The sequence below is a fragment of the Aeromonas sp. QDB17 genome (assembly GCF_027705305.1).
Taxonomy (GTDB): domain Bacteria; phylum Pseudomonadota; class Gammaproteobacteria; order Enterobacterales; family Aeromonadaceae; genus Aeromonas; species Aeromonas caviae.
The window spans coordinates 65258-79432 of sequence record NZ_JAPDBP010000014.1; the positions used below are offsets into that span (position 1 = coordinate 65258).

General features: G+C 61.3%; 18 protein-coding genes. 8 read left to right on the top strand and 10 right to left on the bottom strand.

The annotated features are described in order from the left end of the window. Window positions 1-96: 96 nt before the first annotated feature. Complete coding sequence (locus OKC41_RS13050) at window positions 97-1212, bottom strand: sugar diacid recognition domain-containing protein (protein ID WP_039039965.1); 1116 nt, start codon at window positions 1210-1212, stop codon at window positions 97-99. A gap of 206 nt (window positions 1213-1418) precedes the next feature. Here OKC41_RS13050 and OKC41_RS13055 point away from each other — a divergent pair, with 206 nt between their 5' ends. From OKC41_RS13055 to OKC41_RS13065, 3 genes are all read left to right on the top strand, one after another. Next, window positions 1419-1793, top strand: coding sequence for a YacL family protein (locus tag OKC41_RS13055; protein WP_039039964.1), 375 nt, complete (start codon window positions 1419-1421; stop codon window positions 1791-1793). 49 nt (window positions 1794-1842) lie between these two features. Beyond that, a complete protein-coding gene (locus tag OKC41_RS13060; RefSeq protein ID WP_039039963.1) occupies window positions 1843-2133 on the top strand; it encodes a hypothetical protein in 291 nt (96 codons plus the stop codon). Window positions 2134-2294: 161 nt separating this feature from the next. Further along, complete coding sequence (locus OKC41_RS13065) at window positions 2295-3125, top strand: CPBP family intramembrane metalloprotease (protein ID WP_270672071.1); 831 nt, start codon at window positions 2295-2297, stop codon at window positions 3123-3125. A gap of 75 nt (window positions 3126-3200) precedes the next feature. Here OKC41_RS13065 and OKC41_RS13070 read toward each other — a convergent pair whose 3' ends face one another. The 5 genes from OKC41_RS13070 to OKC41_RS13090 form a co-directional block, all read right to left on the bottom strand. After that, the gene (locus OKC41_RS13070) at window positions 3201-3620 is read right to left on the bottom strand and encodes a DUF4426 domain-containing protein (protein ID WP_029313762.1); all 420 of its coding nucleotides are present in this window, start codon (window positions 3618-3620) and stop codon (window positions 3201-3203) included. A gap of 18 nt (window positions 3621-3638) precedes the next feature. Beyond that, window positions 3639-3938 carry a DUF167 family protein YggU gene (gene yggU, locus OKC41_RS13075; RefSeq protein ID WP_041210939.1) on the bottom strand — a complete coding sequence of 100 codons (300 nt, stop codon included), beginning with the start codon at window positions 3936-3938 and terminating at the stop codon, window positions 3639-3641. Further along, window positions 3938-4489, bottom strand: a complete 552-nt coding sequence (locus OKC41_RS13080; RefSeq protein WP_010673053.1) for a YggT family protein — start codon at window positions 4487-4489, stop codon at window positions 3938-3940. Before OKC41_RS13080 ends, yggU begins: the two co-directional genes overlap by 1 nt. A 23-nt stretch (window positions 4490-4512) precedes the next feature. Next, complete coding sequence (gene proC, locus OKC41_RS13085) at window positions 4513-5337, bottom strand: pyrroline-5-carboxylate reductase (RefSeq protein ID WP_201895054.1); 825 nt, start codon at window positions 5335-5337, stop codon at window positions 4513-4515. A 123-nt stretch (window positions 5338-5460) separates the two neighbouring features. Next, entirely contained in the window at window positions 5461-6162 is a 702-nt protein-coding gene (locus OKC41_RS13090; protein ID WP_042864460.1) for a YggS family pyridoxal phosphate-dependent enzyme, read from the bottom strand. 39 nt (window positions 6163-6201) lie between these two features. Here OKC41_RS13090 and tapT point away from each other — a divergent pair, with 39 nt between their 5' ends. From tapT to yaaA, 3 genes are read left to right on the top strand one after another with little or no spacing between them, the layout of a single operon-like run. Further along, the gene (gene tapT, locus OKC41_RS13095) at window positions 6202-7236 is read left to right on the top strand and encodes a type IVa pilus ATPase TapT (protein ID WP_010673050.1); all 1035 of its coding nucleotides are present in this window, start codon (window positions 6202-6204) and stop codon (window positions 7234-7236) included. A 23-nt stretch (window positions 7237-7259) separates the two neighbouring features. Then, on the top strand, window positions 7260-8369 hold the full coding sequence (locus OKC41_RS13100) for a PilT/PilU family type 4a pilus ATPase (RefSeq protein WP_270672072.1): 1110 nt from the start codon (window positions 7260-7262) through the stop codon (window positions 8367-8369). A 32-nt stretch (window positions 8370-8401) separates the two neighbouring features. Next, a complete protein-coding gene (gene yaaA / locus OKC41_RS13105) occupies window positions 8402-9175 on the top strand; it encodes a peroxide stress protein YaaA (protein WP_053288104.1) in 774 nt (257 codons plus the stop codon). Window positions 9176-9362: 187 nt separating this feature from the next. On the opposite strand, the gene srmB is transcribed toward yaaA, so the two are convergent. Beyond that, the gene (gene srmB / locus OKC41_RS13110; RefSeq protein WP_209793648.1) at window positions 9363-10583 is read right to left on the bottom strand and encodes an ATP-dependent RNA helicase SrmB; all 1221 of its coding nucleotides are present in this window, start codon (window positions 10581-10583) and stop codon (window positions 9363-9365) included. Between the two features lie 127 nt (window positions 10584-10710). On the opposite strand from srmB, the gene OKC41_RS13115 reads away from it, so the two are divergent. After that, window positions 10711-11421 carry a tRNA1(Val) (adenine(37)-N6)-methyltransferase gene (locus OKC41_RS13115; protein WP_010673046.1) on the top strand — a complete coding sequence of 237 codons (711 nt, stop codon included), beginning with the start codon at window positions 10711-10713 and terminating at the stop codon, window positions 11419-11421. A gap of 235 nt (window positions 11422-11656) precedes the next feature. Continuing rightward, a complete protein-coding gene (brnQ, locus tag OKC41_RS13120) occupies window positions 11657-12919 on the top strand; it encodes a branched-chain amino acid transport system II carrier protein (RefSeq protein ID WP_048209269.1) in 1263 nt (420 codons plus the stop codon). Between the two features lie 90 nt (window positions 12920-13009). On the opposite strand, the gene OKC41_RS13125 is transcribed toward brnQ, so the two are convergent. The 3 genes from OKC41_RS13125 to zur are packed head-to-tail and all read right to left on the bottom strand — an operon-like array spanning window position 13010 to window position 14152. Then, window positions 13010-13237, bottom strand: coding sequence for a hypothetical protein (locus OKC41_RS13125; RefSeq protein WP_039039956.1), 228 nt, complete (start codon window positions 13235-13237; stop codon window positions 13010-13012). A gap of 5 nt (window positions 13238-13242) precedes the next feature. Beyond that, on the bottom strand, window positions 13243-13704 hold the full coding sequence (locus OKC41_RS13130; protein ID WP_010673043.1) for a chemotaxis protein CheX: 462 nt from the start codon (window positions 13702-13704) through the stop codon (window positions 13243-13245). Further along, entirely contained in the window at window positions 13694-14152 is a 459-nt protein-coding gene (gene zur / locus OKC41_RS13135) for a zinc uptake transcriptional repressor Zur (protein WP_201895059.1), read from the bottom strand. Before zur ends, OKC41_RS13130 begins: the two co-directional genes overlap by 11 nt. Window positions 14153-14175: the final 23 nt, after the last annotated feature.

Consider the following 14175-nt stretch of genomic DNA (forward strand, 5'->3'; position numbering starts at 1 on the left):
GAGTGGCGCCATTATGGGGATCCCCGCCTGGAATGCTTTGGCCATAAAACCAAAAAAAGCATTTACCGGCCTTGTATTTTTGTTGGAAAAGACAAATCAGCTATCGAGACTGAGCCCGAGATAGAGCAGAAACTTGTCATCTAACTTGTTGAAATTCAAGCCGGTTATCTGCTCTATCCGGGTCAATCGATAACGCAGGGTGTTGGGGTGAATGAACAGGGCTTCGGCACAGGGATGCAGATCACAATCCTGCAAGAAATATTGGCGCAGCGTCTTTTGCAGCGTTCCCTTTGTGTCCTCCTGCGCCAGCTTTTGCAGCGGAGCCCGCAGCTGATCCGCCTGCCAGGAGTCCGCCAGGGTGCCGAGCAGCACTGAAAGCCGGTAATCCTCGAAGAAATAGACCTGCTTGCGGGGCGACTGGCGCATGCCACGGCGCAAGGTGTCTCGCGCCGTCTGGTAGGAGAGCGCCAGCCCGGGGATGCCGGCGAAGTAATCACCCACCCCGATGCGAACCTTGAAATGGGGAATACGGGAGAGCAGCTGCCGGATCCGGCTGCGCTCCTGCGCCGACTGCCAGACGCCGTCGCTGAGCTGGGCGGGTTTAAGCACCACTATCTCGTCCAGGCCGTTGATGGCCACCAGGTTGTCCCGCTCCGGGTTTTCCAGCAGGTGAACCAGCTCCCTCACCTGGGCGGGCTCGGCCTCCTCCAGCGCCAGCACGGCCACCACCCGGGGCTGGGCGAGATCCAGCTCGAGGAAGCGGGCCACCTGTTGCAGTTGATCGGCCCGCCCTTCGCCGCGAATGAGCTGCAACACCAGCTCCTCCTTGTGGCGCTTGTCCCACTGCAACTGCTCGGTGAGCGCCGCCTGTTCCAGGATGAGCTCGGCGGTCATGCGCACCAGCTCGGCGTAAGCACGCACGATGTCCGGATCCCCAGAGATGCCGATGACACCGAGCAGCTCCCCCTGATAGGCGATGGGCAGGTTGATGCCGGGCCTCACCCCCTTGAGCTCCCGGGCGGTGGCCTCGCTTATCTCCACCACCCGGTTCTCGGTCAGGGCCAGCACGGCCCCCTCGTGGCGCTGGTGCAGCCGCTCCGGATTGCCGGACGCAATGATGAGTCCCCGCTCATCCATGACGTTGACCGAGAACGAGAGGATCTTCATCGCCCGGCTGACTATCTGATGCGCGAGCGCGTCGTTGAGCTGCATTGCCTCTCCATACCATTCGTTGACAGGGTCCCCGGCGTGCGCCATCACCGGGATCACCCGTTAAAGATCCCACATCATCAAGACAAGCGCGGGGGGGATCGCTAGAATAGGCCACTTTACGCTATCAGTGCCCCACCATGGATCAAGGATCCGGCATCATGCCGCTTTGTGCCGTGGTGGTTTCACCCTCCGATATGGACTCCGCTATGGATTATGAATTTCGCCGCGACCCGTTCGGTGGCTATCGCGCCCGGTTCTCCATGGGCCATGAAGCCATCGGCCAGTGGTTGATCGACGAGGTGGGCAAGGACGAGGAGAAGCTCGACGAGCTGTTCGCCATCATCGACCAGCTCTCCAGCCGGGCCCGCACCGAATACCGGCTGCTGGGGGGCGACTACTCCCTGCTGCTGACCCACGAGGAAGCCGAGGTGAAGGCCAATGTCCTCAATATCGAGCAGGACGAGGATCTCGACGATCTCGCCTACTACGATGATGAACAGCTGGCCATGTGCGGGCTGGAAGATTTTGCCCAGGTACTCGGCTCCTGGCGCGCCTTTATCCGCAACGAGGATATGGGCTGATTACCCCCATTCGGGCGAGCATGCCCCTTGCAACCCAACAGGATTGACTATGTCCATTTACGATTTTGATGACGAACTGCCGGAAGACGAGCTGGATCAACCGAAGAAACCCGCCCAGCCCAAGAAGAAGGGCAAGCAGGTGCTGAACACCCAGGTCAACCTGAGCCCGCGCGATGCCAGCCGCCTGAACGGCATGCACGTCGAGGCCATCACCACTCTGGATGACGTCAGTCTGCCGAAGAACGTCATCTTCAAGGCCGGTCTCATCGCCCTGGGCGAGCTGGAAGCCAGCAAACGCGCCGACATCATCGCCCGGGTCATCGCCGAGTCCGGTCGCTGATACGGGAAGGCCATCGCCTCTCTCGGTGGCATCTTGCCGCCGCCCAAGCCGGAGCCCAGCTCCGGCTTTTCATTGCGCGTCTTCTGCCGGCCAGTCCCTTTTCCTTGAACCAGACCATGGGGATCGTTAAGGTGCGCCCTTCATTCATACAAGGAGACTCGATGTTACCACTCCCCGATATCCTCATCTGGCTCGTCCTGGGGCTCGCCGTACTCTGCTGCCTCGCCCGCCGGACCAGGCCCGGCATGCTCCTGTTGGGACTTGCCCTGCTTACCGCCTTCTGGCTTGAGCGACTCGCGCCCCTCGCCGCTCTTGTCAGCCTCGCCGGTCTGCTGCTGGCCTGGCGTACCCCCACCCTGCCCCCACCCTGGCGCGGCGTCGCACTGACGCTGGTCCTGCTGTGGTCCCTCGCCCTGACGCTGCATCTGGTGCCCGGCTTTGACAATCTCAGGGTGCTCGACAAGGTACAGGCGGGCCCGGCCAGCGTGCCCTTCACCCTCTACCTCAATCTGGACAAGCCGCTCATTTTCTTCGCCCTGCTGCTGGCCATCCCCGGCCTGCTCGGCCCGGGTGGAACGATGCGCTGGCGGCCGCTGGCCCTGCTCATCCTGCCGCTCGCGGCCCTGCTCATCACCGCCTGGCAACTGGGCGCCCTCAAACCCGAAGCGGGACTGCCCCACTGGTGGTGGCTGTTCGCATTCAACAACCTGCTGTTCACCTGTGTGGCGGAAGAAGCGCTGTTCCGGGGATGCATCCAGCAAGGGGTGGCAAGCCGAAGCACGCCCTGGGCAGGTCTCCTGGTCGCCAGCCTGCTGTTCGGCGCAGCCCATCTTGCCGGTGGCCCGTTGCTGGTGTTGTTCGCCGCGCTGGCGGGGGCCTGCTATGGCCTGGCGTTCCAACTGAGCGGGCGCCTCAGTATCGCCATCCTGTTCCACTTCCTGTTCAACTTCGCCCACCTGGCCCTGTTTACCTATCCCCTGGCCAGCCACTGACGTCGAGCACAGGTTCACCGGGCAAAAAAATGCCCCGCCCCCGTGGGGGCAGGGCATCTGCATTCACCCTGCAATCTAGTCGACGTAGAAGGTCTGCTGGAAGGTCAGCGTCTGCTGCTGCCCCTCCCCCATGATCTTCAGGGTGAACTGGTAGGTGTCCTCATTGCGATAGGGCAGGACTGCCAGGTAATAGATGGCATTCCCCTCTTTCACCTCCTGAAAATTCAGGGTGCGAAGGGTGCCGGTCAGATTGCGGGCTTCGCCGCTGATCCCCACCGCCTGTGCCACCCCCTGCTTGTTCTGCACCGCGATATTGACGATGCCGTTATAGCGGCTGCGCTCCAGGCCATAGGTCCTGGCTACCTCGGGGGTGAGGAAGCTGGAGTTGAACGCGCTGTAGTGCACTTTCCAGGGGCCCAGCTCCTGCATCTGCTCAGCCCGCAGCGGCAGCGTCATCAGGAGCGCCAGCAGGCAACTCATCCAGGCTGTTTTCATGATGTCATCCCTCTCGTATCAATCCTGATTATCGAGCAGAGCGGCAATCTCGGCGGGGATCTGCTTTGGCGCGTCGATGGCGACCGTCTTGTGCCGACCCAGCTCCCCCCGCAGGATGCGAACCTGCCCCTTGGCCACCTTGCACTGCTTGGCCAGGTACTTGATCAGGTGACTGTTGGCCTGACCATCCACCGGCGGTGCCGTGATGGCCACTTTCAACTCGTCACCGTGCAATCCGATGATCTGATCCCGGCTCGCCTTGGGCTGGATCATCAGATGCAACACCAGCTCGTCCCCTTCCAGCAGGACGGCGGGCATCAGATCATCCACCACAACTGGCCGAACAGATCCCCCATCAGGTAGTTGATGGCCTGCAGCGCGATGAAAGCGACCAGCACGGAGAGATCCAGCCCGCCCAGTGCAGGCAGGATGCGGCGAATGGGGGCCAGGAAGGGTTCAGTGAGCTGGTGCATCACGTATTCAATGGGGTTGCGACCCTGGCTGACCCAGCTCAGGATGGCGCGGATAAGCAGGATCCAGAAGATCATGGAACCCGCTTTCTTCAACACGGTGAGCGTCGCAAACAGACAGAGAGTGAGCCAGTCCGCCTGCAGCACATTCATGCTCTTGAGCAGGACCAACTTGCCAAAGGCGATCAGCAGCGCCAGCAGCACAGAGGCCATGTCCAGCCCGCCAAAACCCGGGATGACGCGGCGCAGGGGCACCACCAGCGGGTTGGTCAGCTTGACCACCATCTGGCTCATCGGGTTGTAGAAGTCGGCCCGCGCCCACTGCAGCCAGACCCGCAGCAGCACCACCATGAGGTAGAGATCAAAGACAGTGTTAATCAAAAAGTAAGCCGTGTTCATCCGGGCTCCTTGCTAAAAGGGATTCAGAAAAGGGTTTCCATTTCGCCGGCCCGGGTAACGGCCGCCTGCATGGCTCTTGCGGTCAGCGGCATCAGCCCCTGCTCCTGGAATGTCTTGACGGCCTCGGCCGTGGTCCCGCCCTTGCTGGTCACCTGCTCGCGCAGGGTCTGCAGCGACAGCTCGGGATTTTGCTCCACCATGGCGGCCGCCCCCAGGGCGGTTTGCTGCACCAGCAGGCGGGCTTGCTCCGGCGTAAAGCCCATGGCCTCGGCCTCCTCGGCAATCGCCTGCATGAACAGGAAGAAGTAGGCCGGGGCACTGCCCGCCGCCGCAATGACGCCGTTGATGCCGGCCTCCTGCTCCACCCAGAGGGTCTTGCCCACGGATTGCATCATCTGTTCGGCCACCGCCCTATCGGCCTGCCCGATGGCGGGCGGTGCATAGAGCCCGGTCATCCCCAGCCCCAGCAAGGAGGGGGTGTTGGGCATGGTGCGAATGATGCGATCGTGACCGCCTGCCATCTCCTGCAAGCGCGCGACGCGAATGCCGGCAGCGATGGAGATGAGCAACTTGCCATCCAGCGAGCCAAGCTCGGCCACCAGCGCGCTCAGCATGCCCGCCATCAGCTGGGGCTTGACCGCCAGCACGATCACCTCGGCCTCCCGGGCCGCCTCGGCGTTGTCCTGGGTGATACGGATGCCGAACTGGCTGGCCAGTTCGTCCAGCTTGGGGCGGCTGGGATTGGCGGCGATGATACGCTCTGCCGGGTAACCCGCCTGGATGAGGCCGGCAATGATACTGCGGCTCATGTTGCCTGCCCCGATGAAGGCGAGGGTTCTCTGCTGCATCAAACACTCCTGTTACTGACATCGCAGCGGATGCCGACCCAGCCTGTGCAGGCTGACAGCATCACACGCGCCTGTTTACCTGAAAAAAGCACGACCGGGTGTGTTTCTCGCCCCGGCTCTTGCTCATGAATAGTCACGGGCCCCGAAGATGGCGGTCCCGACCCGCACCATGGTGCTGCCATGGGCAATGGCCGGCTCGAGATCCTCGGTCATTCCCATCGAAAGGGTGTCGACGCTCGGGTATTGTTGCGCAAGCTCGGTGAACAGAGCCTGCATGCGCGCCATCTGGGCCGCCAGCACCCCCTCGTCGCGGGTATGCTCGGGGATGGCCATCAGGCCGCGCAGCCGCAGCCGCTCGCTTTGGGCCACCAGGGAGGCCAGGCGGAAAATCTCTTGCTCCGACGTACCGGATTTGCTGCTCTCTCCGCTAATATTGATTTGCAGACAGATATTTAGCGGCGCGAGCCCACTCGGTCTCTGGTTGTTGAGGCGTTCGATGAGCTTGTCGCGATCGACACTTTGAACCCAGTCGAACCGCTCCGCCACCAGCTTGGACTTGTTCGATTGCAGCGGGCCGATAAAGTGCCACTCTATGTCTGTACAGGCGTTCTGTTCGCGCAAGGCATCAATCTTGAGCGCGGCCTCCTGGGCGTAGGATTCGCCAAAGCGCCGCTGGCCGGCGGCATAGGCAGCCTGAATGTCCCCCAGCGGCTTGGTTTTACTGACAGCAAGCAACTGGATGTGATCTGGGCTGCGGCCAACACGCCGGGCAGCCTCTACAATACGTTCCTTTACCTGAAGCAGGTGCTGGGCAATCTGGCTCATATTTCGTTCGTAATCTTGTGATGGGAGAATAACAAATCTATGGATATCACAGAGTTATTGGCATTCAGTGTAAAGCATAAGGCCTCGGATCTACACCTCTCGGCCGGGGTCCCCCCGATGATCAGGGTTGATGGGGAGGTTCGCAAGATCAATTTGCCCGCCCTGGATCACCGGGAAGTCCATGCTCTCATTTACGACATCATGAATGACCACCAGCGCAAGGAGCTGGAGGAGAACTTCGAAGTGGACTTCTCCTTCGAAGTGCCCGGCATGGCACGCTTTCGGGTCAACGCCTTCCAGCAAGCGCGCGGCTCGGGCGCCGTGTTTCGTACCATCCCGAGCACCGTTCTGACCCTGGACGATCTGGGGGCGCCGGAGATATTTCGCAAGATAGCGGAGTACCCTCGCGGCCTGGTACTGGTGACTGGGCCCACCGGCTCGGGCAAATCCACCACCCTGGCCGCCATGGTCGATTACATCAATGACAACTTCCACCACCACATCCTCACCATCGAGGACCCCATCGAATTCGTGCACGAGAACAAGCGCTGCCTGGTGAACCAGCGGGAAGTACACCGCGACACCAAGAGCTTCAGCAACGCCCTGCGGTCGGCCCTGCGGGAAGACCCGGATATCATCCTGGTAGGTGAAATGCGGGACCTCGAAACCATCCGCCTCGCCATGACCGCCGCCGAAACCGGTCACCTGGTGTTTGGCACCCTGCACACCTCCTCGGCTGCCAAGACCATCGACCGTATCATCGACGTCTTCCCCGGCTCGGAGAAGGACATGGTGCGATCCATGCTCTCCGAATCCCTGCGGGCGGTCATCTCCCAGACCCTGCTCAAGCGTATCGGTGGCGGCCGGGTGGCGGCCCACGAGATCATGCTGGGGATCCCGGCGGTGCGAAACCTCATCCGGGAAGACAAGGTGGCCCAGCTCTATTCCGTCATCCAGACCGGGATGACCCACGGCATGCAGACCATGGACCAGAGCCTCAAGCAGCTGGTCAACCGGGGGGTCGTCGCCTCCCTTGATGCCAAGGCCAAGGCGGTCGATCCCAATACCATTTAAGCTTGCACACCCAAGGAGTCGCCATGAACATGGATGTTCTGCTCGCCGCACTGGTTGAACAAAAGGGCTCGGATCTCTTCATCACGGTCGATGCCCCCCCGACCCTCAAGGTCAACGGGCGTCTGGTGTCGCTCGGGCCGGCTCCCCTCGACAAGACGACGGCGCTGGCGTTGATCAGGGAGAGCCTGGACGAGACCCACTTCGAGCGCTTCCTGCACACCCGCGAGGCCAACTACGCCATCCAGCGAGGCTCGCTGGGGCGCTTTCGGGTCAGCGCCTTCTGGCAACAGGATATGCCAGGCATGGTGCTGCGCCGCATCGAGACCCGCATCCCCACCTTTGACGAGCTGGTGCTGCCCCCCATCCTGCAGGAGGTCGCCATGGCCAAACGCGGGCTGGTGCTCTTCGTCGGCGCCACTGGCGCCGGCAAGTCCACCACCCAGGCGGCCATGATCGGCTTTCGCAACCAGCACGGTGACGGCCACATCCTGACGGTGGAGGATCCGGTGGAGTTCGTCCATCAGCACGATCGCTGCTTGGTGACCCAGCGGGAGGTGGGGATCGACACCGCATCCTTCGATGTCGCCCTCAAAAACTCCCTGTGCCAGGCCCCGGATGTCATCCTCATCGGTGAAATCCGCTCCCAGGAGACCATGGAGTTCGCCATCCAGTTCGCCGAGACGGGGCACCTCTGCCTCGCCACCTTGCACGCCAACAATGCCAACCAGGCGCTGGATCGCATCCTGCATCTGGTCCCCCAGGAGAAGCACCGCCAGTTCCTGTTCGATCTCTCCTTCAACCTGCGCGCCATCGTCGCCCAGCAGCTGCTCCCCTCCGCTCATGGGCAGCGCCGGGTCGCCGCCTTCGAGATCCTGCTCAACACCCCGCTCGTCACCGACATCATCCGCAAGGGAGAGATGCACAGACTCAAGGAGGTGATGACCAAATCCGGCGAGCTCGGCATGCAGACCTTCGATCAGGCGCTGTTCACCCTGTTCTGCGCCGGCCAAATTGGCTACAGTGAGGCCCTTGCCCATGCCGACTCCGCCAACGACCTGCGACTGCTCATCAAGCTGTCGGGTCACGAGCAGCTGGGCGCAGGCACTCTCGACAACGTGACCCTGGATGAATGAGGGGTGTGCGTCACCGCTAGTAAAGGACAGTTATGCTGATTGTGGTTTCCCCGGCCAAGACGCTGGATTACGAGTCACCCCTGGTGACCTCCCGTTTCACCCAACCCGAACTGCTGGACCACTCCGCAGCACTGATCACCCGGGCTCGTCAACTGAGCCCGGACCAGATCGCCAGCCTGATGAAGATCAGCGACAAGCTCGCCGGCCTCAACGCCGCCCGCTTTGCCGAGTGGCAGCCTGACTTCACGCCGGCCAACGCCCGCCAGGCGCTGCTGGCCTTCAAGGGGGACGTCTACACCGGTCTGGCCGTAGAAGATTTCAGCGAGGCCGATCTCGACTTCGCCCAGGCCCACCTGCGCATGCTCTCCGGCCTTTATGGCGTGCTGCGGCCGCTTGACCTCATGATGCCCTACCGCCTGGAGATGGGGATCCGCCTCGACAACCCGCGCGGCAAGGACCTCTACCAGTTCTGGGGCGACATCATTACTGAGCACCTGAACAAGGCGCTGGCGGCCCAGGGGGACGACGTGCTGATCAACCTCGCCTCCGACGAGTATTTCAAGTCGGTGCGCCCGAAAGCCCTGCAGGGGCGCATCATCACACCGGTGTTCAAGGACGAGAAGAACGGCCAGTTCAAGATCATCAGCTTCTACGCCAAGAAGGCCCGCGGCATGATGGCACGCCACATCATCAAGCATCGGCTCACCCGGGTGGAACAGCTGACCGGTTTCAATGCCGACGGCTACTACTTTGTACCGGAAGAGTCCGACGCCAATACCCTGATGTTCAAGCGCGCTGAAAATTAATTACACATTCAAGGGAACCAAGTCGGAGATCCTCGGGTCTGACTCTGTGAATCCTCTGTTGTAAGCACTTTTTGTTGGCCGACGTCCTTGCGTCGGCTTTTTTCTGCGCCTCTCTCAGGCCACTCCCCAGGCAGCAGACAGCAAAACGGCCATCCTGGGATGGCCGTTTCAACTGTGCTCGGGGGCATTACTTCTTTTTCTTCTTTGCCGACTTCTTGGCATCCTTCGGCTTTTTCTTCTTCACCGGCACCCGCGCTTCCTTGTGTCTGGGGCGCAGCTCATCGATCACCCGGCGCTTGAGGCGCTCCTCGGTGTAGCGTTCGATCTTGGCGACCATGGCCATGTCGTGGGCTTCCACCAGGCTGATGGCGCAGCCACGGTTGCCGGCACGGCCGGTACGACCGATGCGGTGCACATAGACATCCGCGCCGTAGGGCATGTCGTAGTTGATGACATGGCTGACGTTCGGCAGATCGATGCCGCGGGCGGCCACGTCGGTGGCGATGAGGAAGGGCACCTCCCCTTCGTGGAACTTGCGGATAGACTCGATGCGCTTGGCCTGCTCCATCTCGCCACGGATCCAGGCGCAGGGCACGCCTGCCGCCTGCAACTGGCCGGAAAGCTCCGCCAGTCGCTCACGGGTCTTGACGAAGATGATGGCCTTCTGGGTCTCCGGGTTTTTCAGGATGTGCACCAGCAGAGCCAGCTTGTGGGCGGCATCATCGGCCAGGTGGACCCACTGGGTGATGGGGCGGCGCTCGCTGCGGGGCGGCTCGGCGTGCAGCTCAACCGGGTCTTTGAGGATCTCGCTCGCAAACTTCTCGAGGCCGGCCCCTTCCAGGGTGGCGGAGAAGAGCATGGTGTGTTTGCGGTAGCGCGCCTCTTCCACGATGCGGTTCACGTCCTTGATGAAGCCCATGTCCAGCATCCGGTCCGCTTCATCCAGCACCAGCACCTCGATGTCGTGGCTCTCGAACTCCTCTTTCTCGATGTACTCGAGCAGACGGCCTGGGGTGGCCACCACGATGTCGGTGGTCTTGGTCAGGGCAGGCAGCTGCTCTTCATGGCTGACGCCACCGATGATGGTCTCGATGCTGAGATGGGTGTGTACCGCCAGGGCCTTGGCGTGAGCACTCACCTGCAGCGCGAGCTCGCGGGTCGGAGTCAGGATCAACATGCGGCACGGACCCGGCTTGCGACGCGGGAAGTCCAGCAGGTGCTGCATCGCGGGAAGCAGGAAGGCGGCGGTCTTGCCGGTTCCGGTCGGCGCAGAGGCCAGAATATCGCGGCCGTCCAGGGCTGGCTCCAGCACCATCTGCTGGATGGTGGTGGGGCGGGTGAATCCCATCTCGGCCAAGGCCCGACTGAGGGCTGGATTCAGGTCGAAATCATCAAAGGACTGGCTCATGGCAATACTCGGTCATTAAGGAAGCGGCAGATTATAGGCGATTATGCCGCCGGCTCCTATGGTGACTGTGGCTTAGCCGCTATAATCGCCGGCCATTTTCCGCGGGCAGGCACAGGAGGAGGGCCGAATGGGGCGCAACAACGGTTTCACGTTCAAGCAATTTCACATCGATCACGACCGCTGCGCCATGAAGGTCGGTACGGACGGCATTTTGCTGGGAGCCTGGGCGCCGGTCGACAACGCCCGTCGGGTGCTGGACATCGGCACCGGCAGCGGCCTCATCGCCCTGATGCTGGCCCAGCGCAGCACGAACGACTGCCACATAGACGGGGTGGAGCTGGATAAGGATGCAGCCATGCAGGCCCAGGAGAATGTGGCGGCCTCCCCCTGGCGTGAGCGGGTCACCATCATAGAGAGCGCCATTCAGGATCACCTCGCCCCCCCTTACGATCTCATCGTCTCCAACCCGCCCTATTTCCCGGCAGGCCAGACACTCCGCGATCCGGCCAGGGCTCTGGCCCGTCATACCGGGGGGCTCGCCCCCAGGGGATTGCTGGCCGCCAGCGATCGCCTGCTGAGCCGTACCGGGCAACTGGCCCTGGTGCTGCCCACGGCGATGGCGGATGAAATTTTATGCATTTCGTCGAGTTATGATCTGTATGAGCGTTGTTATTTGGCTGTTACTACCAGAGAGGGGAAAGAGGCAAATCGTGTTTTATTGCTGCTTGGCAGAGGATTAAACAAGTGTGAGAGGGGTGAAATTGTGATCCATTCTGCCACAGGAGGCTATTCCGACAGATATATCCAACTAACCAGCCCCTTCTATTTGAAGATGTAAATTTTGCCTTGAACTATTTTTTCACATCATTATGCTGACTGCTAAATGAGCGCCCGCTCAAGACCAGTTCAAACCACTGGTCGCGATGAAAAAACCAGCGGGGCTCTTTTTTTTACCCCCGGAAAGTGCCGGTCACTGACAAATAAAAAACTATAACAAGCAATAGTTTACAAGACAGACGAGGTTGAACTTGACGAAATCACTCACATTGTCCGATGTACTCGGATTGGGCTTCATGACCTTTGCGTTCTATCTGGGCGCAGGCAACATCATCTTCCCGCCCCTGGCCGGCTTCATGGCGGGTGAGCACCTCTCCCTGGCCATGCTGGGCTTCCTGGTCACCGCCGTGGGCCTGCCCCTCATCACCATCATCGCCGTCGCCAAGGCTGGCAACGGCTGGGCCGGCATGACCAAGCTGCTGCCGACCGGCGTGGCCACCGCACTGGCCGTCGCCATCTACATCATCATCGGCCCGGCCTTCGCCGCCCCCCGTACCGGCCTGGTGGCCTACGAGATGGGCCTCAAGCCCTTCCTTGGCGACATGGGACCATCCGGTCTGGCTGCCTACACAGTACTGTTCTTTGGCGTGGCCATCCTGGTCTCCCTGAACCAGGGCAAGCTGATGGATGCCATCGGCAAGTACCTGACCCCGCTGCTGATGCTGCTGCTGCTGACCCTGGCCATCGGTGTCTTCGTCGCACCGCAAGGAAGCATGCCTGCCGCATCCGGTGACTATCAGAGCACCCCCTTCGTGAAGGGCATTCTGGAAGGCTACAACACTATGGACACCCTGGCGTCCCTGATGTTCGGCGCCCTGATAGTCGACCTGCTGCGCCAGAAAGGCATCCATGACTACCAGAGCCAGTTCAAGTACCTGGCCATCGCGGGCATCATCTCCGCCATCGGTCTCTCCGTGGTCTATGTCTCCCTGTTCCAGCTGGGCAACACCGCTGCCGGCGTCGCCACAGACGTGAGCAACGGCGGTGCCATCGTCAACGCCTACGTGCTGAGCCTGTTCGGCCAACCGGGTCAGTTCATCCTGGCTGCCATCATCACCCTGGCCTGCTTCACCACGGCCGTCGGCCTCATCTCCGCCTGCTCCGACTTCTTCCACAACTTGACCGGCATGAGCTACAAGAAGCTGGTCGTGCTGCTGGGTGTCATCTGCGGCGTCGTGGCCAACGTGGGCCTGAGCCAGCTCATCAGCCTCTCCATTCCGGTGCTGGTCGCCATCTACCCGGTTGCCGTGGCGCTGGTGCTGGTCACCTTCCTGAAGGGTTACTTCGGTCGCCCCCGCCTGGTGTTCCGCTCCGTGCTGCTGGTCGCCTTCCTGTTCGGCTGTCTGGACGGCCTGGGCGCCGCCGGCATGAAGATGGATGCTTTCGCCTTCCTGCCGCTGTTTGACAAGGGCCTGGCCTGGTTGCTGCCGACCCTGCTGGCCTGTGGCCTCGGTGTCATGGTGCGTGGCAATGGCAAGCTGGCTGCAGAAGCGGCCTGATAACAGATCTTGACCCAATAAAGAGGCCAGCATTCGCTGGCCTCTTTTTTTGTTGGTGCAATCTGGTCCATCCGTTGTGGAGAGCGCTCCTCAGAGTACGGTTGCTGGCTTGGGTTTGCCTGCAAGACCGTACCAGTGATGCTCAAACCGGCCCGCATGCCAGCGCAGGGTGCCCCAGGGCTGGTCAGCCTGCCAGCGCGGGAAGTTGATCTCCACGCGGTTGTCTTCGTACTTGTAGAGAGAGGTGCTGATCTCGATATCCGACAGGATAAGCAGCACCACCCCACCGATGACACTCCATTTCAGCATCTTCCACATGGCGATTACTCGAAGCAGATCTCGATGGTGGCACGGCCATACTCCGATTCGAACGGCATCATGATCTTGGCGCCGTCCGCCCGGTGAGTGATGGTGTGATTGGGACCGGAGACGATGACCGGGGTCGCCATGTCGAACTCATAGCCCTTCTCCCCCAGCATGCGTTTGGCGCCGCCCGTCACCATGTTGGTGATCTCGCCCACCATGTCGGTCACTTCCTCGTTGATGGTGGCCGGCGCCTCCCCCAGCATGCGACGCATGATCTCCAATGCCAGCCCCTTCTCGAAGCTGATGGAGAGGGAACCCCGGGTCTGCGGACCCACCATGCCAATCAGGCCGGAGACATCTCCCCGAGCCAGCTCGTCCGTCTTGCGCTTGGGCGCGCCCGGTTTGAGTTCCAGCTGTGCCATGGTGGAGAGCACGTTGAGCAGGGAGAGCAGGAACGGGTTTACAAAATCAGCCTTCATCTTGACTTCCTACGGTAACGGAACAGCGGGCACATTGACCATGGGCTTCTATGGTCTTGTTGGTAATAGTAAAACCATGCTGACGAGCCTGCTCGGAAAAGGCGCCGTCGATGGCGGGATCGTGCAGCTCCACTACCTCACCGCAACGATCGCAGATCAGCAGTTGCATCGGGTGGGCATGGTCGAAGTGGCAGCAGAAGATGAAGGCGTTGAGCGACTCCACCTTGTGGGCAAAGCCCTGTTCGAGCAGGAAGTCGAGCGCCCGATAGACGGTAGGCGGTTTGGCATGAGCCTCGGTCTGCTGCAACTGGGCCAGCAAATCATAGGCACTGATGGCATTGCCGTGGGCGGCAAGCAGCCGGAGCACCTGGCGCCGTGTCGGGGTGAAACGGATCCCGCGCTGCTCGCAGAGGCGTTCCGCTCGTTGTAGAAGTTGGTCTTGATTCATGTTCACGCAGATACCCTGTCAAT